Consider the following 24,034-nt stretch of genomic DNA (forward strand, 5'->3'; position numbering starts at 1 on the left):
TCGAAAAAAATATAAGGAAAGATGTCATCGTAGTTCCGCACCTTTCCTTTAGGTAAATTTATATTTCCTTAATGCATGTATATTTCTCGAATATATAAATTTTTTTCTTGCATTAGTGAAACTATCTTTTTACTATCTACTAATTCCACAACTGGTCTTGTAGGATAATTTTGATCAATATAAAGTATTTTTCCTAATTCATTTGACGATAACTCTACATGCGAATTAATTGTTAATGGTGCTATAACATTTATTAAAGTTTTTAGTATCGTTACATTGAACTGACCGAAATGTTCTCTTGTAAGTATTTCAATCGCCCGAAATGGAGAAACTTTATCCTTATAAACTCGATTACAAACCATTGCATGATATACATCAGCTATTGCAATAATTTGAGCATATTGATTAATTTTATCTCCCTTTTCTTTAAGTGGGTACCCACTTCCATCTAGTCTTTCGTGATGTTGTAAAATTGCAATTTTTGCATCCCTCGACAATGATGGTATATTTTTAACGAACATAAAGCTATAAGTTGGATGTATTTTAATTTCACGGAAATCTTCACTCGTTATTTTACTATTTAGCAAAATAGCAGGGGTTACTTTTGCCATACCACAATCACTTAAACATCCTGCTAACGTAACTTGGTAGTATTCACCTTGAGACATATTTAATCGTCTTGCCAAGTACCCGGAAATTATTCCAACGGCAATCGCATGATGATACAAATAATTTTTTGGTGTATCGACATAATTTTGTAAGAATAATAGATTAACAGGATTCTCTACTAATTCATTAAATAATGGAATCATGATATTTCGAATCATATTTATATCAACTGTACTACCAGATTGCCAACTAATAAATTGTTTTTTGTAGTTTTCAACTGCTTCTAAATATAGTTGTTGGAAAGTATTATTCACAATCGATGTAGTTTTATTTTTTATATCTTCCTTTTCAGACATTTTTTCAGCTTGTTCTTTACGGGTTAAACTATTCTTAGCCCCTTTTTTTTCGATTCCATCTTTGGAAACTGAAACTTCCTTAATTAAAAATGCCCTTAATACTTCAATTATTTCATTCGTTATTACAGTGTCTCTAGGTACGATAGGATGTTTTGTTAATCCTTTTACATCATTAAGTAATACATATCCTTCTTTGAGTTCCGATAGTTTTACCTTCAATTTGTCTCCGTCCCTTTTTGTCCTTTTCCTTTATTTTATGGTATTCCATCGAAAGTTTCCATATCTTATCTAATAAAAAAAGAAGGCTAATCCATCTTATGATTAAGGATGCATTAGCCTATTGAAATAGTTTTTATCACTGTTATAGATTTAGTAATTAGAAGAAGCCTGTAATTAAGATTCTTCAGTCTCTACTTCATCTTGTTCTTGTTCCTCTTCTTCTTTATCTACTTTCGCTACGGCAGAAACAAAATGGTCGTCTGCTAAACGAATTAATTTTACGCCTAAAGTATTACGTCCTGTCCGAGAAATGCCAGCCACATCCATACGAATGATGACACCACTATCAGTAACAATCATAATATCTTCATCACCATTAACTGATTTCATCGCTACTAGTTCACCATTTTTTTCTTGAATATTACATGTACGGACACCTTTTCCGCCTCGATGAACTACACGATATTCACTTGCATTTGTGCGTTTCCCGTAACCTTTTCTTGTTACTACTAATACGTCTTGATCTTCTTCTAAAATTTCCATATCGACAACTTCGTCATCTTCATCTAGCGTAATTCCTTTAACACCAGTCGCTGTTCTACCCATTGCTCGAACTTCCGTTTCATTAAATCGGATTAGCATTCCTTTTTTCGTACCAATTGCAATATCCTTTGTTCCATCAGTCAATTTAACTGAGATTAATTCATCATTATCACGTAAATGAATAGCAATTAAACCGCTACTTCGAATATTAGCATAGGACGATAATAAACTCCGTTTTGCAATTCCTTGTTTTGTTGTGAAAAATAGGTAAGATGTATCATCTAGACCTTCAACCGGAATAATTGCATTTATCCATTCATCTTTTTCAATTTCTAATAAATTAATAACCGGAAGTCCTTTTGCTGTCCGTGAGTACTCAGGTATACGATATCCTTTTAGTTTGTATACTTTCCCCTTATTTGTAAAGAATAAAAGTGTATTATGGGTTGATGTTGTAATGATATGCTCAACAAAGTCATCTTCATTCGTCCCCATACCTTGTATACCACGACCGCCACGTTTTTGCGCACGATAAGTAGATGACGGTTGACGTTTAATATAACCATTTTTTGTTAAAGTGATAACAACATTTTCTTCAGGGATTAAATCCTCATCATCAATGTCATCTACCGCTGCGGTAATTTCCGTGCGACGTTCATCATTAAATCTTTCTTTAATATTAGATAATTCGTCACGGATAATATCTAATATTTTCTCTTCATCAGCTAAAATCGCTCTTAGTTCAGCGATTAATTTTATAAGTTCTACATATTCTTCTTCAATTTTTTCTCGTTCTAGACCTGTTAAACGTTGCAGACGCATATCTAAAATTGCTTGTGCTTGTTTTTCAGAAAGATTGAATTGATTCATTAATCCTTCTTTAGCTATCTCGGTTGTTCGAGAGCTACGAATTAAACTAATTATCGCATCGATATGGTCTAATGCGATACGTAAACCTTCTAAAATATGCGCTCTTGCTTCAGCTTTACGTAATTCAAAAGCTGTCCTTCTGCGAATAACTTCTTTTTGATGCTCTAAATAATAGTAAAGCAGTTCTTTTAAATTTAATACTTTTGGCTGACCATTAACAAGTGCTAAATTGTTTATACTAAAGTTCGTTTGTAGTGAAGTATGTTTGTATAGATTATTTAATAGTACATGTGGATTTGCATCTCTTCGCAACTCCATAACAATACGAATGCCGAATCGATCAGATTCATCACGTAATGCTGTAATTCCATCAATACGCTTTTCTCTTGCTAGTTCAGCAATTTTTTCAATCAGACGCGCTTTGTTCACCATATATGGAATTTCTTTTACGACAATTGCTTGTTTACCACCGCTTCCGATCTCTTCAATTTCCACTTTTGAACGAACAGTAACAGACCCTTTTCCAGTCATATAAGCTTTCCGAATTCCACTTCGACCTAAAATTAGGCCACCTGTTGGAAAATCTGGTCCAGGAATATATTCCATCAGCTCTTCAATGGAAATTTCCGGGTTGCGACTTAAAGCTATTAGACCATCAATAACTTCACCTAATTGATGTGGGGCCATATTTGTTGCCATACCAACGGCAATTCCAGTTGTACCATTCACTAATAAATTAGGGAATTTTGCAGGGAGGACAACGGGTTCTTTTTCTTGGCCATCATAGCTATCTTGATAATCAATTGTATCTTTATTAATGTCCCGAAGCATTTCCATGGCAATTTTAGACATTCTTGCCTCGGTATAACGCATAGCAGCGGCACCATCACCATCAATTGATCCGAAGTTTCCATGTCCGTCAATCAATGGATATCTTAAGTTGAAATCTTGGGCCATACGTACCATTGTTTCATATACCGCAGAGTCGCCGTGGGGGTGATACTTACCGATAACGTCACCAACGATACGGGCACTTTTTTTATGAGGTTTATCAGCAGTAACCCCCAAATCATTCATGGAATATAAAACCCGTCTTTGTACGGGTTTTAATCCATCTCGGACATCTGGTAAAGCACGAGATACAATAACACTCATGGCATAGTCTAAAAACGATGTCCGCATTTCTTCTGTAATATTAATTTCGCTTATATTTGAACTTGGTGTTTCAGTCATTAATTAGCGAACCTCCTTTTCCTAAAAGGGCTCTTTCTTCACTTCAACAATCTCACTATTTTCTAAACATAAAGACAGAAAACATTAAATATCTAAGTTTTTCACGTAAACGGCATTGTCTTCAATAAATTTCCGACGTGGTTCTACCTCTTCACCCATTAACATTTCAAATGTACGATCCGCTTCAATAGCATCATCTAACTGCACTTGTAATAAAGTACGTGTTTTCGGATCCATTGTCGTTTCCCATAACTGTTCAGGGTTCATTTCCCCTAAACCTTTATAACGTTGTAGCGTTGGTTTAGGTGATTCAGGTAACGACTTAATAATTTTTTCTAACTCACCATCGTCATATGCATATTGAATCTTTTTCCCTTGTTGGACCTTGTATAAAGGTGGTTGTGCGATATAAACATAACCAGCTTCAATTATTTGCCTCATAAAACGATAAAAGAACGTTAATAATAATGTTCTGATATGGGCACCATCAACGTCCGCATCAGTCATAATAACAATTTTATGGTAACGCGCTTTGGAAATATCAAAATCTTCGCCAATCCCGGTTCCAATTGCCGTAATCATAGAACGTACTTCATTATTAGACAAAATTCGATCTAATCTTGCTTTTTCAACGTTTAGTATTTTTCCTCGTAACGGTAAAATCGCTTGGAAATGACGATCTCGACCTTGCTTTGCTGAACCACCGGCGGAATTCCCCTCAACGATATAAAGTTCACTAATTGTTGCGTCATTTGAAGCACAATCTGCCAGTTTTCCAGGAAGATTGGAAATCTCTAATACGTTTTTCCTTCTAGTTACCTCTCTAGCTTTTTTCGCAGCCACACGCGCGCGTGCAGCAACAATCCCTTTTTCGACAATTTTTCTAGCAATTGAAGGATTTTCTAGTAAAAATCTTTCAAGTTCTGCTGAGAAAAGGGAGTCTGTAATCGTACGTGCTTCAGAGTTTCCAAGCTTAGTTTTTGTTTGCCCTTCAAACTGTGGGTCTGGGTGTTTAATTGAAATAATCGCTACTAATCCTTCACGAACATCCTCACCCATTAAATTTTCATCTTTTTCTTTTAAAATATTATTTTTCCGAGCATAATCGTTAATAACTCGTGTCAAAGCGGATTTAAAGCCCGATTCATGCGTCCCACCTTCGTACGTATGGATATTATTTGCAAACGAATAGATTAAACTATTATACCCATCGTTATATTGCATGGAAATTTCAATGGCAATGCCATCTTTTTCCGCTTCAATATAAATCGGTTCCTCAAATAACACTTGTTTATTTTCATTTAATATCGATACGTAAGACTTTATACCTCCTTCATAGTGGAAATCATCAATTCGCGGTGATTCTCCACGCTTATCTTCTAAAATAATTCTTAATCCTTTATTTAAGAAGGCTAATTCACGGATTCTTTTTTTCAGCGTGTCATAATCAAACTCAATCGTTTCTGTAAAAATTTCTTTATCCGGCTTAAAATGGGTAGATGTTCCTGTAACATCCGTTTCACCGATCACTTCTAAATCGGTCATTACTTTACCACGTTCATATCTTTGGTAATAAATTTTCCCATCCCGGTGAACATGAACTTCCATTTTCTCTGATAATGCGTTAACCACAGAGGCACCCACACCGTGGAGTCCACCAGAAACTTTATATCCACCGCCGCCAAATTTACCACCAGCGTGAAGTACTGTATGAATTACTTCGACCGCTGGACGCCCAACCTTCTCTTGAATATCAACAGGGATTCCCCGACCGTTATCTTTTACAGTTATACTATTATCTTCTTCAATTGTTACGCGAATCTCTGAACAATAACCTGCCAGCGCTTCGTCAATACTATTATCAACAATCTCCCATACAAGATGATGGAGACCTCTTACACCCGTTGATCCAATATACATCCCCGGACGTTTCCTAACCGCTTCAAGTCCTTCTAATACTTGGATCTGGTTTGCATCATAAGATGTGTCCTGCTTTTTAATTTCATCTAACGCCAATGTATTCACCCAACTTTCTTTAATCTATCAATTTCACTCATTTGACTCAGACGGGTTTTCTAACTGACCTTTACTCACACGATAAATATTGGCATTTTTTAACGTATCGTGATGGATACCGTCAATGCTTGTTGTTGTTACAAATGTTTGTACCTTTCCTTGAATGGTGCTTAATAAATGAGATTGTCTGTAATCATCTAATTCCGATAAAACATCATCCAATAGCAAAATAGGATATTCACCGATTTCACTTTTAATCAGCTCGATTTCTGCCAATTTTACAGATAAGGCGGTTGTTCTTTGTTGCCCTTGCGAACCAAACGCCTGTACATCACGACTATTTACAAAAAACAATAAATCATCTCGATGAGGCCCAAAGAGGGTGACTCCCCGTTCAATTTCTCTTTCTTTTACACGTTCATATTTTTCTTTATATTCATTAATCATTTTCGACAAGTCGTCCCCATCTGATACCTCAATCGATGATTTATAACGAATTTCTAATTCCTCTAACCCTCTTGAAATACTAGAATGGATGGACTTTGCCCAATCTTGTAGTAAATGCAAAAATTCAAATCGTTTTGTTACAATTTTGACAGCTAAATCAATTAACTGCTCGGTATATATATCTAGCAAATTCAAATCCGTTTGTTGTTTTCTTTGCAAGATTTTTAAATATTGGTTCCGTTGATGTAAAACTTTATTATATAAACTGACATTATGAAGATAAACAGGGGATACCTGTCCGATTTCCATGTCAATAAATCGCCTACGAACAGTTGGACTACCTTTCACTAAGTTAAGATCTTCAGGCGCAAACATCACAACGTTCATATTACCGATATATTGACTTAATTTTGATTGTTCTAGATGATTAAGTTTTGCTTTTTTACCTTTTTTTGTAATAACTAGTTCAAGAGGTAAGGTATTGTTCCTTTTTTCTAACCATCCTTCTATTTTAGCATAATCTTCGTCCCAATGGATTAGTTCTTTATCATTCGCAGTACGATGGGATTTTGCCATCGCAAGGACGTAAATAGCCTCCATCATATTCGTTTTTCCTTGTGCATTTTCACCAATAATGACATTAACCTTATTATCAAAGGTAATGGACAATTCATTATAATTTCTGAAATGCTTAATATTTAACTTTTTAATATACATGGTTTACATCCTTTAATTATTCACCAATAATTTTAAACGATCCGATTCCTTCAATTTCAATCGTATCATTAATTCGTAATTTTCTTCCTCGCCTCGTTTCAATTTCACCATTAACGAACACTTCATATTCTTGTAAAAACCATTTCGCCATTCCACCGGATTGGATAATATCCGTCATTTTTAAAAATTGGCTAAGCGTAATATATTCAGTATCAATTTTTACAGTTTGCATCATTACCGTTCCTTTCTTGTCTACTATAATTTTACTAAACAAAAGAAAAAGAGGAAAGGGCTACTTCATTGAATTTCAGGTGAGAATGCTTAACATGTACTTGTGGTAGGGAGGATATGTCTGAAAGGGAAGGTTATTCACATGTGGATAACCTTTTTGAATTCTGATTATCCACATGTGGTTAATTAAAATGTTCTTACCGGTAATATCAGTTGTAAAATCGTATCATCTGAATCAGATTTTAAAATAAATGGACGCATTGAACCGGTAAAGTAAATCGTAATATCCGTTGCATCAATGGCTCGTAGTGCATCCATCATATATTTTGCACTAAAGGAGATTTTTATATCTTCACCTTCAACGGCTAAACTTTTTACTTTTTCAACAACTTTACCAATCTCTGGTGTGTAGGATGAAATTTCAATAATATCATTTTCTAAAATCGCAAACTTAATGACATTATTCTTTCCTTCACGGGCAAGGAGTGATGCACGGTCAACGGCTTCTAAAAATTCCTTTGAATTTAATTTCGTTGTTGTTTTACTATCCGTTGGAATTAATTTTGATGTATCAGGATATTTCCCTTCGAGTAAGCGAGAGTAAAACAATAGATTTTTAGCTTTAAATAAAATTTGATTTTCAGTAACGATAATTTCCACAGGTTCTTGGTTATCGTCTAAGACTTTTGTTAATTCAGTTAAACTTTTACCAGGAATAACAATACTGAATGATTGATCTTGTTCTAGGCTTGTTTGTAAAGTTGCTTTTTTTAATGCTAAGCGGTGACTATCCGTTGCAACGGCAATTAATTCGTTATTTTCAAATGTCCAATGGACACCCGTTAAAATCGGTCGTGTTTCGGATGTCGAAACAGCAAAAACTGTTTGTTTAATGACATTTTTTAATAAATCCGTTGGCATTGTGAAACTATTTTCTTGATTAATTTGGGGTAAGCGAGGATATTCCTCGGCATCTAATCCGTGAATAATAAATTCTGCATTTCCTGATCGAATAACAGTTTTGAATTGATCTTCAACTGATACTTCTACAATAGATTCAGGTAATTTTCTTACAACTTCACTAAAAAAGCGAGCGTGTAAAACGATCGATCCTTTTTCGACAATTTCTACAATCTCTGTATCTTCTTCTTCTCTAGGAATAAAAGATTTTATAGAAATATCAGAGTCACTACCAGTTAAATAAACACCTTCATCTGTTGTATCAATTTTTATACCTACTAAAATTGGAATAGTTGTTCTAGAAGCGACTGCTTTTAGTACATCTGAAACTGCTTCAATTAAGCGGTCCTTTTGAATGAAAAATTTCATGATTGTTCCCCCAATATATAATAAATATATAAAAAATAAAGTAATATAAGTAATAGTGGCTGTGAATTTGTGGACAAGTCTATTTGAGTTAGTAAAATAAAGTCTATCCACATGTGGACAGACTGTGAGTAATCTGTAAAAGTTATTAACATTGTTAACAGCTAAATAAAATTTTCCATAATGGATAAGAAAGTAATTCTATTTAATTAGCGATAAAGTTATTAAACTTTTAAACGGCTTTGTAATTCTTCAATTTGCTTTTTAAATTGAGGATCAGTTTCAATTAATTTAGAGATTTTATCATGGGCGTGAATTACAGTTGTATGATCACGACCACCAAATTCCTCACCTATTTTCGGCAGGGAGTTATCTGTTAATTCTCTAGCTAAATACATGGCAATTTGTCTTGGGAAGGCAATGGATTTTGTCCTTTTCTTCGATATAAAATCCTCCATTTTAATACCGTATTCTTCCCCAACTTCGCGTTGAATATCCTTAATTGTAATAGTTTTAGGTTTAGAAGAAGGAATGATACTTTTTAGTGCTTCTGCAGCTAAATCTGCATTAATATCTTTATTTTCTAATGAAGAATAAGCTACTACACGAATAAGTGCGCCTTCTAATTCCCGAATATTTGTATCAATTTGATTTGCTATATAAAGCATGACTTCATTAGGAATATCAAGACCTTCAGCTTTTGCCTTTTTCCGCAGGATTGCAATCCTCGTTTCTAAATCAGGTGGGGTAATATCAGTAATAAGTCCCCATTCAAATCGTGAACGTAAACGATCCTCTAAAGTTGGGATTTCTTTTGGTGGCCTGTCACTTGAGATAACGATTTGTTTATTTTCCTCATGTAATGCATTAAATGTATGGAAAAACTCCTCTTGTGTTGATTCTTTTCCAGCTAAAAATTGAATATCATCAATAAGTAAAATATCTACGTTTCGATATTTGTTACGAAATTCTTCTGGGCGATTATCACGAATGGAATTAATAAATTCATTCGTGAATTTTTCAGAAGATAAATAGACAACTTTCGCATCGGGATTATGTTCTAAAACATAGTGTCCAATGGCATGCATTAAATGAGTTTTCCCTAATCCAACACCACCATAAATAAATAATGGATTATAAGCTTTTGCTGGAGCTTCTGCAACTGCAAGAGAGGCAGCATGAGCAAAACGGTTACCAGAACCAATAACAAAAGTATCAAAAGTATATTTTGGAATTAACATAGAATTAGGTGATTCTGCTGACATGTCTTGTTTTGTTTGTTTTTTCATCACGGTAGAAGGGGCTACTGGTTCTTCTTCTAAATTTGCATTTGGTATTACAAAACGTAATGTCATATTTTCGCCAACTAAATCATATAAAATTTCTGTAAGGATCTCTTTATAGTTCCCATCCAGCCATTCACGTGCAAACTCATTCGGAGCTTCGACAATCAAAGTAGTGCCTTTGAGTGATACTGCTTTCGTAGATTTTAACCATGTTTCAAAACTAGGCTTACTAATTTTTTGTTCAATAATCTTTAACGTTTGTCCCCAAAGGTCATCGATATTTTCCAACGGCTGCTACCTCCTTGACCTTTAAATTAGAAAAAGAAAGTAAAAAATATAACAACTTTCTACTTTCTTATTTGCGTTGGCATTTTGTTTCTCACGCCTCTATCAGTTACCTCAAAACTTGTCCATAATACACTGCGATTGTGGATAAAGATATAATATAGATAAAAAAAAGATTATCCACACGATACACCGCTTGTGGACAAACTCTTCCACGTTATCAAAAAACCTTATCCACAAGTTATTAACAAAATGTGGATAATTATAAATTTGAATTAAGTTATCCCCAATTAAAACACATATCATCATATCAAAATTTGCTACAATCCGCAATGATTTCTATGAACTATCCACAAAACTCAATATATGTTAATTATTTTTATCCACAAGTTGCGATCTTGTGAAAAAAATGTCGATATGTTGTGGTTATTAAATAAAAAGGTCGAAAAAGTTATTTACAACTTTATATAGTGAATCATTTTAAATTACTTTTTTATAATGAATAAATTTTTTAAGTAAAATAAATTGGTAGTGAAAAAAGGTAAATATTTGCAGCTTTTGAAGAGGCTTGACATGGAAAGGGAATATTTTTATAATAATTAAGACTGTCTTGAATTGAATTGTCCTCATATATAGGGAGGTGTCATATAGCAATGAAAAGAACATTTCAACCAAATAAAAGAAAAAGAAGTAAAGTTCATGGATTCCGTCAACGAATGAGTACAAAAAACGGGCGTAAGGTATTAGCGCGTCGTCGTCGTAAAGGAAGAAAAGTATTATCTGCTTAGGCCACTGAAAATCAGTGGTCTTTTTTACAATTGTTTTTAATGTTTGATTATAAAATAATGTGCAATAAAAATAATAGAAACCAAAACCATTTACTAGGTTTCTTATTTTTATTTGTTAATAATGTTTGATGCAGGTGTCGCAAATGAAAAAGGAATATCGAGTTAAAGCTAATAAAGATTTTCAGTTGATTTATAAAAAAGGAAAGTCTTTTGCAAACCGGCAATTTATTGTATACAAATATAAAAATCCGAATATTGATCATTTCCGGATTGGTTTATCCGTTAGTAAAAAGATAGGAAATGCAGTAACACGAAATCGGGTGAAGCGGTATATTCGTCAAGTTTTTACAGAATTGAAGGAAGATATTGATGACCAATACGACTATATTATTATTGCAAGAAAGCCTGCAGCGGAGATGGATTATTTCCAAGTGAAAAAAAGTTTAATTCATGTTTTAAAAATAGCAAAAGTTTTACCACGCAATATTTAGTATTTTCTATTTACATACGTTTAGGTTAAAATAGTAGATAACTGTGAAGTAAAAGAGATAAATGATAGAATCGGAAATACTATTGAAGGTAGGGGGATATACGTTTGTGAAGAAAAAAGTCTTTGGATTAATAAGTATTGTCCTTGTTATTACATTATTAACTGGTTGTACTGAAATTAATGAACCGATTACATCTGAAAGTACAGGAATATGGAACCAGTTTATTGTTTATCCATTATCTTGGCTAATTATTAAAATTGGTGAGGTTTTTGGTGGTTCTTGGGGTTATGGACTATCTATTATTTTAATAACAATCGCTATTCGTTTAATTCTATTGCCGTTAATGGTTAAACAAATGAAAAGTTCTAAGATGTTACAAGCTATTCAACCAGAATTACAAGAATTAAAGAAAAAATATAGTTCTAAAGATGCTGTTACGCAACAAAAGTTCCAACAAGCCCAAATTCAACTTTTCCAAAAATATGATATTAATCCTATGGCGGGCTGTTTACCGATATTAATTCAACTTCCAATTTTACTAGGATTCTATCACGCTATTATGCGTACTGAGGATCTTCAAGGTAAAACGTTTCTATGGTTTGAATTATCGGAACGAGATCCATATTTTATTCTCCCAATTTTAGCTGGTGTGTTGACATTTATTCAACAAAAAGTAATGATGAAAGACCAACAATCGAATCCGCAATTAGCTATGATGCTTTGGTTAATGCCAATTATGATTCTTGTTTTCGCATGGATTTTACCAGCTGCATTACCGCTATACTGGATCATCGGGAATATCTTTACTATCGTACAAAGTTTCTTTATTAAAATACCTGAAATCGCAATCGTAAAACCTGAAACAAGTTCTGGACAAAGAAAAGCGAAAGCAGGACGTGCAGGAGGAAAGAAAAAGTGAAAGAAATAACGGCGACAGGTCAAACTGTAGATGAAGCAGTTGAATCAGCGCTAAAACAACTTAAGATTAAAAAAGAACAAGCTTTAATCACAGTTGTTGATGAAGGGAAAAAAGGACTCTTTGGTATTTTTGGTTCGCGTCCAGCGATTGTCAAAGTTAAAGTGAATATCGATCCTATTGAAGAAGCGAAAAAATTTGTAAAATCAGTTTGTGACAATATGGATATTCCGATTGAAATTGAGTCGGTTGTTGAAGGGAAAAATGTCCATTTTAATTTGATTAGTGAAAAAACAGGATTATTAATAGGAAAACGAGGACAAACTTTAAATGCTTTACAAAGCCTTACACAACAAGTGTTAAATCGCTATACTGATCAATACATGGTCGTAGTATTGGATGCAGAGAATTATCGTAAACGAAGAGAAGAAAGTTTAGTACAATTAGCGAATCGCCTAGCAAGTAAAGCTCTTCGTGAACGAAAAGAAATTAAGTTAGAACCAATGCCATCTTTTGAACGAAAAATCATCCATTCAGCATTAGCTGACAATGAAAAAGTTAAAACATATTCAATAGGAACAGAACCACATAGACGATTAGTTATCCAACCAAAGTTTTAAATATAAATGGTAATAATGTTAGAAGACTACCTCTTTAAGGTCACAAACCTAAATTTAGAGGTGGTTTTTTTTATATTTTTAAAGGAGTTCTCAAAACATGCAAAACAAAATAGTGGTTTTTTTGTGAAGTTGGCGGCGACTAAAAAAATACATTCGTATTTTTTCTGCGGTGTAATGCTCCCGAGCTTAATCAGAGTCCTGCAGGAATAGCGTGAGTCTTGATACCCCTAGAGACGTGTCTTGTGAGTCGAGGAGGCTCAAGACACGCCCGCGGAAAGCGTCCGCCAACGAAATAAATCATGAAATTAAATTACAAAAGTGAATAACTTTTTCAAAAGTCTTATGAAATATATAAATGACTCAAGTTTTATCAACATGTGGATAAACGATGAAAGAGCTCAAAAAATATTATTATTTGTTATCCACATGTTGATAAGTTAAAATGATTGTTATGCATATCTTTTGTTTCAAACAGTTGTGTGATATTCTAGTTCAAGTAAAAAAGCTTAAAATATATATAAATCGTTTAAAATAAATAGAAAGAAATGAATAGGGTGAAGCAAATGTTAGATTTAGATACAATTGCTGCAATATCGACACCAATGGGTGAAGGAGCGATTGGGATCGTTCGGTTATCTGGCCCTGACGCACTATCAATTAGTGATAAAGTTTTTAAAAGCCCTTCTGGAAAGAAACTGACAGAGGTGGATTCACATACAATTCATTACGGTCATATCGTAGATCCGAAATCAAATGAAACCATTGAAGAAGTGATGGTTTCCGTGATGAAGGCGCCAAAAACTTTTACGAGGGAAGATGTTGTAGAAATTAATTGCCACGGTGGTATTTTATCAGTAAATCGCGTGTTACAACTCGTCATTACGAACGGTGCCCGTTTGGCAGAACCGGGTGAGTTTACAAAACGTGCCTTTTTAAATGGCAGAATTGATTTATCACAAGCGGAAGCGGTTATGGATTTAATTCGTGCTAAAACGGACCGTGCAGCAGACGTTGCCATTGGTCAACTTGAGGGACGTTTATCGAAGTTAATTCAACGTTTAAGACAAGAAATTTTAGAAGTGTTGGCCCAAGTTGAAGTGAACATTGATTATCCTGAATACGATGACGTTGAAGAAATGACAAATAAAATGTTTAAACAAAAAGCGCTATATGTAAAAAAAGAAATAGAAAAATTGTTACAAACGGCGCAACAGGGAAAGATACTACGTGAAGGACTTCAAACTGTCATTATTGGCCGTCCAAATGTTGGTAAATCCTCATTATTAAATAGTTTTGTACAAGAAAATAAAGCCATTGTAACAGATATACCTGGTACAACACGTGATGTTATTGAAGAATATGTCAATGTCCGAGGGGTGCCACTGAAACTTGTTGATACGGCCGGTATTCGTGAGACAGAAGATATCGTTGAACGAATCGGTGTAGAACGCTCAAGAAAAGTATTACAAGAAGCTGATTTAATTTTATTCTTACTAAATAATAATGAAGAATTAGCTGACGAAGACCGGAAACTGTTTGAAACAATTCAAGGCATGGATGCTATTATTGTGATAAATAAAACAGATTTAGAGCAACGAATTGATATTGAGGAAGTTAAAAAACTTGCCGGTGATCGGAAAATAATCCATGTTTCTGTTAAAGAAGAAAAGGGAATTGAAGAATTAGAAGAAACGATTTCCCAAATGTATATGACGGGCGAAATTGAAAGTGATGATTTTACTTATGTTTCAAATGCTCGCCATGTTGCTTTATTAAATCAAGCACTTCAATCAATCAATGATGCATTAAATGCATTAGAGAACGAAATGCCTGTTGATCTCGTTCAAATTGATATGACAAAAGCTTGGGATTTACTCGGTGAAATAATTGGTGAGAGTATTCACGATGAACTAATCAATCAACTGTTCTCCCAATTCTGTTTAGGAAAATAATTTAAGTCATTGTAAGTCGTTATCCAGTTATTTTTTAATAAAATAATTGGAATAGGAGGTTAGAAAGATGCAAACTTATGAAGCAGGAAATTATGATGTTGTTGTTGTCGGTGCAGGGCATGCAGGTTGTGAAGCTGCCCTTGCTGCTGCAAAAATGGGAGCAAAAACTGCCATCATTACAATTAGTTTAGATACAATTGCTTTCATGTATTGTAATCCGTCTATCGGAGGGCCAGCTAAAGGAATTGTTGTTCGGGAAATTGATGCCTTAGGTGGCGTAATGGGTAAAATTATTGATAAATCGGCTATTCAAATGCGGATGTTGAATACAAGAAAAGGTCCAGCAGTTCGTGCATTACGAGCTCAAGCAGACAAGTTTGTATATCAACAAGAAATGAAGAAGACACTAGAAACCCAGGAAAATCTTGATTTAATTCAAGGGATGGTCGAGGATTTAATTGTTGAAGATGGTGTTTGTAAAGGTGTAATTACACAAACTGGTGCGATTTTCCGTGGAAAAACTGTCATTATTACGACAGGAACATTTTTACGTGGCGAAATCATTATTGGTGAAATGAAATATTCCAGTGGACCAAACCACCAACAACCATCAATTAAATTATCCGATAGCCTGCATGATTTAGGTTTTGACATGGTTCGTTTCAAAACAGGAACTCCACCACGGGTGAATAGTAGGACAATTGATTACTCAAAAACACAAATTCAACCTGGGGATGAAAATCCACAAACATTTTCATATGAAACGACAGAAGCTATCACAAATCAATTACCGTGTTGGTTAACTTATACAACAGGGGAAACACATCAAATTATTGAAGACAACTTACACCGTAGTCCAATGTTTTCAGGAATGATTAAAGGCCGTGGTCCAAGATATTGTCCATCCATTGAAGATAAAGTCGTGCGGTTCCACGATAAGCCACGCCATCAAATCTTTTTAGAGCCAGAAGGTCGAAATACAGAAGAAGTATATGTGCAAGGTTTATCAACGAGTCTTCCAGAAGAAGTTCAATTAGAAATGATCAAGTCCATTCCTGGCTTAGAAAATGCAAAAATGATGCGTCAAGGTTATGCGATTGAATATGATTCCATTAAACCAGAGCAACTTTGGCCGACATTAGAAACAAAAGCGATTAAAAACTTATACACTGCTGGTCAAATAAATGGTACAAGTGGATATGAAGAAGCCGCTGCCCAAGGTTTAATGGCAGGGATTAATGCATGCCTTCGCGCTAAAGGTAGTGACCGGGAAGTTATTTTACAACGTTCTGAAGCTTATATCGGAGTTTTAATTGACGATTTAGTAACGAAAGGAACAGTAGAACCGTATCGACTACTTACTTCCCGTGCTGAATATCGTCTATTATTGCGTCATGATAATGCTGATTTAAGACTGACAGAACTAGGGTATGAGCTTGGATTAATTAGCGAAGAACGTTACCAAAAGTATTTAGAGAAAAAAGCAAATATTGAAGAAGAGATTAATCGATTAAAAAATACACGAATTAAACCGAATGAACAAACACAACAACTTATTGTAAGTGTCGGTGGTAGCAAATTAAAAGATGGTATTTTAGCTAGTGATTTATTAAAACGACCAGAAATTAAATATGAACATATTAAACAGTTAGCCCCAAGTGATAAAGAATTGTCCCATGAAGTTGAAGAACAAGTGGAGATTCATGTGAAATACGAAGGCTATATTCAAAAAGAACTACAAAAAGTTGAACGTTTGAAAAAGATGGAAGATAAGAAGATTCCAATTGATATTGATTACGATGCAATCAATGGATTAGCAAATGAAGCTGTTGACAATTTAAAGAAAGTTCATCCATTAACATTAGCCCAAGCCTCTCGTATTCCAGGGGTAAACCCAGCTGATATTTCAATTTTATTAGTTTACTTAGAACAAGGGAAAATTGCCCGTGTTTCTGACGAAAAAACAGTAGGTTAAAAAATGTTCATTCAGAAAGAGTGGCTAAAATGAATATTGAACAATTTCAACAACACTTAAAAGAAGAAATGCAAATTGAATTAACGGATTATCAATTACAACAATTCGAAACATATTACAAAATGCTTGTCGAATGGAACGAAAAAATTAACTTAACTGCCATTACAGAAAAACATGAAGTATATTTAAAACACTTTTATGATTCTTTAACGGCAGCAAAATATTTTTCCTTTACTAAGGAGCAGTCGATTAAACTTTGTGATGTAGGAGCGGGTGCAGGATTTCCTAGCATCCCGCTTAAAATTGCTTTTCCAAATTTAGATATCACAATCGTTGACTCATTAAATAAACGGATTATCTTTTTAAATGAACTAGCCGATGCTTTAGCCTTAGATAATGTTCATTTTTACCATGATCGGGCAGAAATCTTCGGCCAAAATAAAGACCATCGAGAAAAATACGATGTCGTAACAGCTCGAGCAGTGGCTAGAATGTCTGTATTAAGTGAATTTTGTATCCCACTAGTAAAAGTAGGGGGAGCCTTTGTTGCCTTAAAAGGAGCAAATGGTGAAGAGGAACTAAATGAAGCTAAAAAAGCTATTTCATCATTAGGTGGAAAAGTGAAAAAGGTATATAACTTTTCACTACCTGTTGAAGATAGTGAACGAACAATAATTGTTATTGATAAATTCAAAAGCACACCAAAAAAGTACCCAAGAAAACCAGGCGTTCCAACGAAAAAGCCTTTATGATATGATAAAGTAGACTATTTCCAAATGAAAAACTTTTTATAAAAGCTTTCTTTATACATAAAGTAATGTTTATAAAAAGCTCTTTAATAAAAATTATTTCCTAACTTAGCAGGAACTTTTATATAAAGGGCGAAGTAAGTAATTAAGAGGTTGCTCGGTTCATTTAGTAAAAGTAGAAGAATAATTAGTTTACATCAACGTATTATTTCCCAATTTAATTACTGCTGACCCTAACTTGGGTACAGTTAGGGAGTTTTAAAAGGGTGGTGAAGAGCAATGAAACATCCATTTTCACGCTTATTCGGTGTTACTGAAAAGGTAAAAGAAGTAAATAACGAAGAATTACAAACAGAGCTAGTTGATGAAAATATTGAAGAGGTTCGACAACTACCCATAGAGAAAATAATTCCTAACCGTTTTCAACCACGTACAATTTTTGATGAGGAAAAAATTGAAGAACTAGCTAAAACGATTCATACCCATGGCATGATTCAACCGATTGTTGTTCGATCCATTGAGAACGATCATTTTGAAATCATTGCCGGTGAGCGTCGATATCGGGCAGTTAAAAAATTAGGATGGGATACGATACCTGCTATACTTAAAAACTTCAATGATAAAGAAACAGCTTCTGTTGCATTAATAGAAAACCTTCAACGGGAAGAATTAACACCAATTGAAGAAGCGGTAGCTTATAATCAATTACTAGAAATTCATGGATTGACACAAGAAGCTTTAGCACAAAGACTTGGGAAAAGTCAGTCTACAATCGCTAATAAGCTACGTTTACTAAAATTACCGAAAGAAGTTCAAGATGCCCTTTTAACAAAGGAAGTTACGGAAAGACATGCGCGAGCATTGATTCCATTAAAGGATGCAGAAAAACAAGTTAAACTATTAAATGAAATTATTGAGAACAACTTGAATGTCAAACAAACTGAAGCCCGTGTTGAACGACTACTCTCTAAGGATAAACCTAAAAAACGAAAACGAATTGCCTTCAGTAAAGATGTACGAATTGCTGTTAATACAATCCGAAAATCTTTAGAAATGGTTCAAGAGAGTGGGATTAAGGCGGATACAACAGAAGAGGAATTAGAAGATTACTATCAAATCACCATCCGTATACCGAAAAAGAAATCATAAATCCTTTTAATAGAATGAAAGACTGTTATTTTAGCAGTCTTTTTTCTTTTTATATAAGAAAATTTAAGCTAAAAAACCTTTATTCCTTATTGATTATTTATTATTGTAAATTTTACCAAGACCTTTTAAACATTGCTTTCTCTAAAACTAAATACCTATTTAAATATTATTTAATCGGAAAAAAGTATTTTTCTGATTTTCATGATAAAATAGAATAAGCTTTATGTATTAAGGTAGGTGAAACTGTGAGTAAAGTTATTTCTATCGCAAACCAAAAGGGTGGGGTTGGTAAAACAACGACATCCGTTAATCTAGCTGCATGTTTAGCATATATGGGTAAAAAAGTACTACTTGTTGATACAGATCCACAAGGGAATGCAACAAGTGGTATCGGTGTAGAAAAAGCAGATGTTTCAAAATGTATTTACAATATATTAATAGATGATGAAGATCCTTTAAATGTAATACGACCAACAGCTGTGGAAAATTTATTCTGTATTCCAGCAACGATTCAATTAGCAGGTGCAGAGATAGAATTAGTTCCAACTATCTCACGGGAAATCCGTTTAAAACATGCGATTGATCAAGTAAAAGAGGAATATGACTTTATCATCATTGACTGCCCACCATCACTTGGATTATTAACATTAAATGCATTAACCGCTGCAGATTCCATTATTATTCCGGTTCAATGTGAATACTATGCTTTGGAAGGTTTAAGTCAATTGTTAAATACTGTGCGCCTTGTCCAAAAACATTTAAATACAGATTTAACAATTGAAGGTGTATTGTTAACGATGTTAGATGCTCGAACAAACTTAGGAATTCAAGTAATTGAAGAAGTAAAAAAATATTTCCAAGATAAAGTATTTAATACGATTATTCCTAGAAATGTTCGTTTAAGTGAAGCCCCAAGTTACGGTAAACCAATAATTATATATGATCCTCGTTCTAGAGGAGCAGAAGTATATCTTGATTTGGCGAAGGAAGTGGTGGAAAATGGCTAGAGGCTTAGGTAAGGGGATAAGTGCACTTTTTCCCGATATTGAAGTTAAAGAAGATGAAAAAATTCAAGAAATTAGTATAGATGAGCTCCGTCCAAATCCATATCAGCCTCGAAAACAATTTGATGATGAAGCTTTAGAAGAATTAAAACAATCCATTATTCAACATGGGATTTTACAACCGTTAATTGTTCGGAAAAGTATTAAAGGTTATGAAATTGTTGTTGGTGAACGTAGATATCGTGCAGCAAAAGCTGCAAAAATGAAAACCATTCCAGTTGTTGTTCGTAAAATGGATGATCAACAAATGATGGAATTGGCTGTATTAGAAAACTTGCAACGTGAAGACTTAACGCCAATTGAAGAAGCATCTGCTTACCAAATGTTAATGGAAAGGTTGCAAATGACCCAAAAACAATTAGCAAAACGCCTTGGTAAAAGTCGACCGTATATAGCAAACCATGTTCGTTTATTGACACTTCCATTTGAAATACAGCAGTATATTTCTGAAGGGAAAATATCCATGGGTCATGGAAGAACTTTGTTAGGTTTAAAAGATAAGAAAAAAATAAAACCATTAGCTGACAAAGTTATTAAAGAAAAATTGAATGTTCGTCAATTAGAACAACTAGTCCAACAATTAAACGATGATGTTCCACGTGAAACAAAGAAAAAAGAGAAAAAAGATGTTTTCCTTGTTGAACAGGAAACGTATTTACGTGAACGGTTCGGAACAACTGTAAAAATTAAACAAAATAAAAACAAAGGGAAAATTGAAATCGAGTTTTTCTCAAAAGAAGATTTAAATCGCATATTAGAAATTTTGAATTCTGAAAACGAGGAATAAAGAAAATAAGTCATTATGAAATGGCTTATTTTTTTGTGGTTTTATTTGTAGGAAGAAAAAACACCTGTTCTTTTGATTACAAGTCTTTTCTAGTAATACTATTTAATTCTAGGAAAGACTTTTTTATGTGTGTGCATGTAAAAAGGCATGATTTTATTTCAAAATAAAATGTATTCAGTTAAGCTTAATTATGTTATGATATTCTTACTTTAATGTGTTAATACAAAAAAGAAAATCAGGTGGAATTATGGTACTAACAGGAGCTATTGTCAATGCATTATCAATAATATTTGGATCAGTTCTAGGATTGTTTTTAACGAAAATATCTGAGTCGCTAAAAAATACAGTGCTAAAAGGAATTGGTTTAGCGGTAACTGTTTTAGGGATACAAATGGGGGTCCAAACGAATAATTTTTTAGCCGTTATTATTAGTATTGTCATAGGTGCTATTTTAGGCGAATGGATTGATTTAGATAATAAATTCACCCAATCGGGAAAATGGTTAGAAAGAAAGATTGGCAATAAAGCGAAGGGGAATATTGCCCAAGGTTTTATAACAGCATCCCTTCTATTCGTTATTGGTGCCATGGCCGTCCTCGGTGCTTTAGATAGTGGAATAAGTGGTGATCATAAAATACTGTTTACAAAAGCAATGATTGATAGATTTACAGCAGTTGTTTTAACATCAACTTTAGGAATTGGTGTGTTATTTTCTAGCATTCCCGTATTTTTATATCAAGGTATAATTGCCTTATGTGCAACCCAAATTAACAAGTTCATCCCTCCCCACTTACTCGATTTAATTGTACTGGAATTAACGGCGACAGGTGGCGTTATGATTATGGGGATTGGATTAAATATGTTAGAAATAACGAAAATAAAAGTAGCAAATTTATTGCCAGGCATACTTGTTATTGCAATTGTTGTTCCTATTTTTTACTACATAAATTTATGAGGACTGTCTTGTTAGACACCCCTCAATTTGTACCATTTAAAGCATATCTTCATTTATTAATAATTGATCATTTTCGTTATTTTGCCCAAACCGGTAAAGCAATCCGGCTTTATAAATTCCATCGGAAATTGTTTTGGCAAGATTCATAACTAAGTGTAGTCGTGTATTTTGTAATACAAAAAATTCCATTAATCCACTAATATTCACAACACCGGTCATATGAATATGACCGACAGGGGGTAATGTCTTATTTACTCCAGCACCAGGTTTAAGTGACCCTTTACGGATTTGCACCGTTCCTATACTTTTCGTTTGCCCTAAACATGCGTCAATGCCAACAATAAAAGATTGTTCAAATTGCTCATATATTTGTTCTAATTTTTCTTCTAAATTTACTGCATGAATTGGATCTTCAAGTGTACCAAAAACATAAAAATTCTCAGGAAGAAGTTTATCTTGTAAAAGCGTTCCAACTAATGGCCCTAAAGAATCACCTGTTGACCGGTCTGTACCAATACAAATGAAAAGTACAGGAATCGATTCATTCAACGGCAAATAACTAAAAAGTTCATTTGCTATCTTACCTGTTGCTAAAGGGTCTTCCCAAGAAATAGCTTGATTATCCTTTCCACGGAAAAATCCGGGTTTAAACAATAACATCCCCCCTCACCACTTTTTATATCTGTATTAACAGTTTAGTAACTTAGGAATGTTTTTATACATCGGATAATTTATTTTTTTAATAAGATTCATCTATTTTATGTTATTTGACTTGAATATATGAATGAATTCAAGTTAATATGATTTATAGAATTTACTTAAACGAATGAGAGAAGGTGGGTTATTAATGGAACAAAAAACTTTTCAATTAAATGATATTGTGGAGATGAAAAAACAACACCCATGTGGAACAAACCGCTGGAAAATCATTCGTTTAGGAGCGGATATCCGAATAAAATGTATGGGCTGTTCCCATAGTGTCATGTTACCAAGAAAAGAGTTTGTTCGTAAAATGAAAAAAGTGATTGAACACGCGGAATCATAATTTTTATGTTCTTGTGTTTTACTTTTTGGATGACTATAATAGGAACGAGTATATAGATAGAAAATAGTAGGAGTGACATAGATGTCTTTAACAGCTGGAATCGTCGGTTTACCAAACGTAGGAAAATCGACTCTTTTTAATGCCATTACACAAGCAGGAGCAGAAGCAGCTAACTACCCCTTCGCGACGATAGATCCGAATGTTGGAGTTGTTGAAGTTCCAGATGCTCGTTTGCAAAAATTAACGGAACTTGTTGAACCGAAAAAAACAGTTCCGACTACTTTTGAATTTACCGATATTGCTGGAATTGTAAAAGGAGCAAGTAAAGGTGAAGGGTTAGGAAATAAATTCTTAGCAAACATTCGCCAAGTAGACGCAATTTGTCATGTTGTAAGATGCTTCGACGATGAGAATATTACTCATGTTGCAGGTAGAGTTGACCCAATTGAAGATATTGAAACAATTAATTTAGAGCTTATTTTAGCAGATATGGAAACGGTTGAAAAGCGTCTTGCTAAAGTTGAGAAACTAGCACGACAAAAGGATAAGGAAGCGTTAGCTGAATACGAAGTACTTACTAAAGTTAAAGAAGCCTTTGAAAAGGAATTACCAGCAAGAACGGTTGAATTTACAGAAGAACAACAAAAAATCGTAAAAGGGTACCAACTATTAACGCAAAAGCCTGTTTTATATGTAGCAAATATTGGCGAAGATGATATTGGGAATACGGAAGATAATGAATATGTGAAAATGGTTCGTGAATATGCTAAAAAAGACAATGCTGAAGTTGTTGTCATCTGTGCACGAATTGAAGAGGAAATCTCAGAGCTAGATCCAGAAGAAAAGGCCGTATTCTTAGAAGAATTAGGAATTGAAGAATCAGGATTAGACCAGTTAATTCGCAAGGCTTACCATCTACTTGGATTAGCAACATACTTTACTGCCGGAGTACAAGAAGTACGTGCTTGGACCTTTAAACGTGGAATGAAAGCACCAGAATGTGCAGGAATTATTCATAGTGATTTCGAAAAAGGATTTATCCGCGCAGAAACAGTTTCTTACGATGACCTAGTAAAATATGGTTCAATGAGTGCTGCAAAAGAAGCTGGTAAAGTTCGTTTAGAAGGTAAAGATTACGTTGTACAAGATGGCGACATTATGCATTTCCGTTTTAATGTGTAAAAACATGATATAAAAAAATAATTGTTAGTTAATTTACGCATGTTTGTGTGCTATAAACTTGAATATAATAATTTTTAATGTTATACGAAATAATAATAAAAAAATAAAAAAGCGAAGTGCCCGCGGAAAGTGTCCGCCACTGGAGCTAATAATTACTCAATAGGCTGTTTCTTTATGAACAGTCTTTTTTTCAGTTAGTTTGATAAATATAATAAAAAAATTA

General features: G+C 33.9%; 21 protein-coding genes. 13 read left to right on the forward strand and 8 right to left on the reverse strand.

From position 1 onward, the window contains the following. Positions 1-68: 68 nt before the first annotated feature. The 7 genes from GW534_RS11065 to dnaA form a co-directional block, all read right to left on the reverse strand. Positions 69-1,184 carry an HD-GYP domain-containing protein gene (locus GW534_RS11065; protein ID WP_161921081.1) on the reverse strand — a complete coding sequence of 372 codons (1,116 nt, stop codon included), beginning with the start codon at positions 1,182-1,184 and terminating at the stop codon, positions 69-71. A 174-nt stretch (positions 1,185-1,358) separates the two neighbouring features. Beyond that, positions 1,359-3,830, reverse strand: a complete 2,472-nt coding sequence (gyrA, locus tag GW534_RS11070) for a DNA gyrase subunit A (protein WP_161921082.1) — start codon at positions 3,828-3,830, stop codon at positions 1,359-1,361. A gap of 84 nt (positions 3,831-3,914) precedes the next feature. Then, a complete protein-coding gene (gene gyrB, locus GW534_RS11075; RefSeq protein WP_161921101.1) occupies positions 3,915-5,831 on the reverse strand; it encodes a DNA topoisomerase (ATP-hydrolyzing) subunit B in 1,917 nt (638 codons plus the stop codon). Between the two features lie 48 nt (positions 5,832-5,879). Continuing rightward, positions 5,880-7,010, reverse strand: a complete 1,131-nt coding sequence (gene recF / locus GW534_RS11080) for a DNA replication/repair protein RecF (protein WP_161921083.1) — start codon at positions 7,008-7,010, stop codon at positions 5,880-5,882. A 16-nt stretch (positions 7,011-7,026) separates the two neighbouring features. After that, positions 7,027-7,242, reverse strand: a complete 216-nt coding sequence (gene yaaA / locus GW534_RS11085) for a S4 domain-containing protein YaaA (RefSeq protein ID WP_161921084.1) — start codon at positions 7,240-7,242, stop codon at positions 7,027-7,029. Positions 7,243-7,427: 185 nt separating this feature from the next. After that, positions 7,428-8,570, reverse strand: coding sequence for a DNA polymerase III subunit beta (gene dnaN / locus GW534_RS11090; protein ID WP_161921085.1), 1,143 nt, complete (start codon positions 8,568-8,570; stop codon positions 7,428-7,430). A gap of 221 nt (positions 8,571-8,791) precedes the next feature. Next, positions 8,792-10,141, reverse strand: coding sequence for a chromosomal replication initiator protein DnaA (dnaA, locus tag GW534_RS11095; protein ID WP_161921086.1), 1,350 nt, complete (start codon positions 10,139-10,141; stop codon positions 8,792-8,794). Between the two features lie 650 nt (positions 10,142-10,791). Between dnaA and rpmH the strand changes: the two genes are divergently transcribed. From rpmH to GW534_RS11150, 11 genes are all read left to right on the forward strand, one after another. Next, positions 10,792-10,926 carry a 50S ribosomal protein L34 gene (rpmH, locus tag GW534_RS11100; protein WP_161921087.1) on the forward strand — a complete coding sequence of 45 codons (135 nt, stop codon included), beginning with the start codon at positions 10,792-10,794 and terminating at the stop codon, positions 10,924-10,926. Positions 10,927-11,069: 143 nt separating this feature from the next. Then, complete coding sequence (gene rnpA / locus GW534_RS11105) at positions 11,070-11,417, forward strand: ribonuclease P protein component (RefSeq protein ID WP_161921088.1); 348 nt, start codon at positions 11,070-11,072, stop codon at positions 11,415-11,417. Positions 11,418-11,523: 106 nt separating this feature from the next. After that, the gene (gene spoIIIJ / locus GW534_RS11110) at positions 11,524-12,336 is read left to right on the forward strand and encodes a YidC family membrane integrase SpoIIIJ (protein ID WP_312854661.1); all 813 of its coding nucleotides are present in this window, start codon (positions 11,524-11,526) and stop codon (positions 12,334-12,336) included. Then, on the forward strand, positions 12,333-12,953 hold the full coding sequence (gene jag / locus GW534_RS11115) for an RNA-binding cell elongation regulator Jag/EloR (protein ID WP_161921090.1): 621 nt from the start codon (positions 12,333-12,335) through the stop codon (positions 12,951-12,953). Before spoIIIJ ends, jag begins: the two co-directional genes overlap by 4 nt. A 563-nt stretch (positions 12,954-13,516) precedes the next feature. After that, positions 13,517-14,905: a tRNA uridine-5-carboxymethylaminomethyl(34) synthesis GTPase MnmE gene (gene mnmE / locus GW534_RS11120; RefSeq protein ID WP_161921091.1), complete on the forward strand. Its 1,389-nt coding sequence runs from the start codon at positions 13,517-13,519 to the stop codon at positions 14,903-14,905. 67 nt (positions 14,906-14,972) lie between these two features. Beyond that, positions 14,973-16,880: a tRNA uridine-5-carboxymethylaminomethyl(34) synthesis enzyme MnmG gene (mnmG, locus tag GW534_RS11125; RefSeq protein ID WP_161921092.1), complete on the forward strand. Its 1,908-nt coding sequence runs from the start codon at positions 14,973-14,975 to the stop codon at positions 16,878-16,880. Positions 16,881-16,909: 29 nt separating this feature from the next. Further along, entirely contained in the window at positions 16,910-17,632 is a 723-nt protein-coding gene (gene rsmG / locus GW534_RS11130) for a 16S rRNA (guanine(527)-N(7))-methyltransferase RsmG (protein ID WP_161921093.1), read from the forward strand. A 276-nt stretch (positions 17,633-17,908) separates the two neighbouring features. Further along, positions 17,909-18,778 carry a nucleoid occlusion protein gene (gene noc, locus GW534_RS11135; RefSeq protein WP_161921094.1) on the forward strand — a complete coding sequence of 290 codons (870 nt, stop codon included), beginning with the start codon at positions 17,909-17,911 and terminating at the stop codon, positions 18,776-18,778. 245 nt (positions 18,779-19,023) lie between these two features. Further along, positions 19,024-19,785: a ParA family protein gene (locus GW534_RS11140; RefSeq protein WP_161921095.1), complete on the forward strand. Its 762-nt coding sequence runs from the start codon at positions 19,024-19,026 to the stop codon at positions 19,783-19,785. After that, positions 19,778-20,629, forward strand: coding sequence for a ParB/RepB/Spo0J family partition protein (locus GW534_RS11145; protein WP_161921096.1), 852 nt, complete (start codon positions 19,778-19,780; stop codon positions 20,627-20,629). Before GW534_RS11140 ends, GW534_RS11145 begins: the two co-directional genes overlap by 8 nt. 247 nt (positions 20,630-20,876) lie before the next feature. Continuing rightward, positions 20,877-21,584 (forward strand): DUF554 domain-containing protein, encoded by a 708-nt coding sequence (locus tag GW534_RS11150; protein ID WP_161921097.1) that lies wholly within the window; start codon positions 20,877-20,879, stop codon positions 21,582-21,584. Positions 21,585-21,620: 36 nt separating this feature from the next. Here the strand turns inward: GW534_RS11150 and yyaC are convergent, their stop codons facing one another. Then, positions 21,621-22,238: a spore protease YyaC gene (yyaC, locus tag GW534_RS11155; RefSeq protein ID WP_407670467.1), complete on the reverse strand. Its 618-nt coding sequence runs from the start codon at positions 22,236-22,238 to the stop codon at positions 21,621-21,623. 193 nt (positions 22,239-22,431) lie between these two features. On the opposite strand from yyaC, the gene GW534_RS11160 reads away from it, so the two are divergent. Next, positions 22,432-22,629, forward strand: a complete 198-nt coding sequence (locus tag GW534_RS11160) for a DUF951 domain-containing protein (RefSeq protein WP_161921099.1) — start codon at positions 22,432-22,434, stop codon at positions 22,627-22,629. Positions 22,630-22,710: 81 nt separating this feature from the next. Continuing rightward, the gene (ychF, locus tag GW534_RS11165; RefSeq protein WP_161921100.1) at positions 22,711-23,811 is read left to right on the forward strand and encodes a redox-regulated ATPase YchF; all 1,101 of its coding nucleotides are present in this window, start codon (positions 22,711-22,713) and stop codon (positions 23,809-23,811) included. Positions 23,812-24,034 lie beyond the last annotated feature (223 nt).

This window comes from Pallidibacillus pasinlerensis (assembly GCF_009996845.1).
GTDB classification, from domain to species: Bacteria; Bacillota; Bacilli; order Bacillales; family Caldibacillaceae; genus Pallidibacillus; species Pallidibacillus pasinlerensis.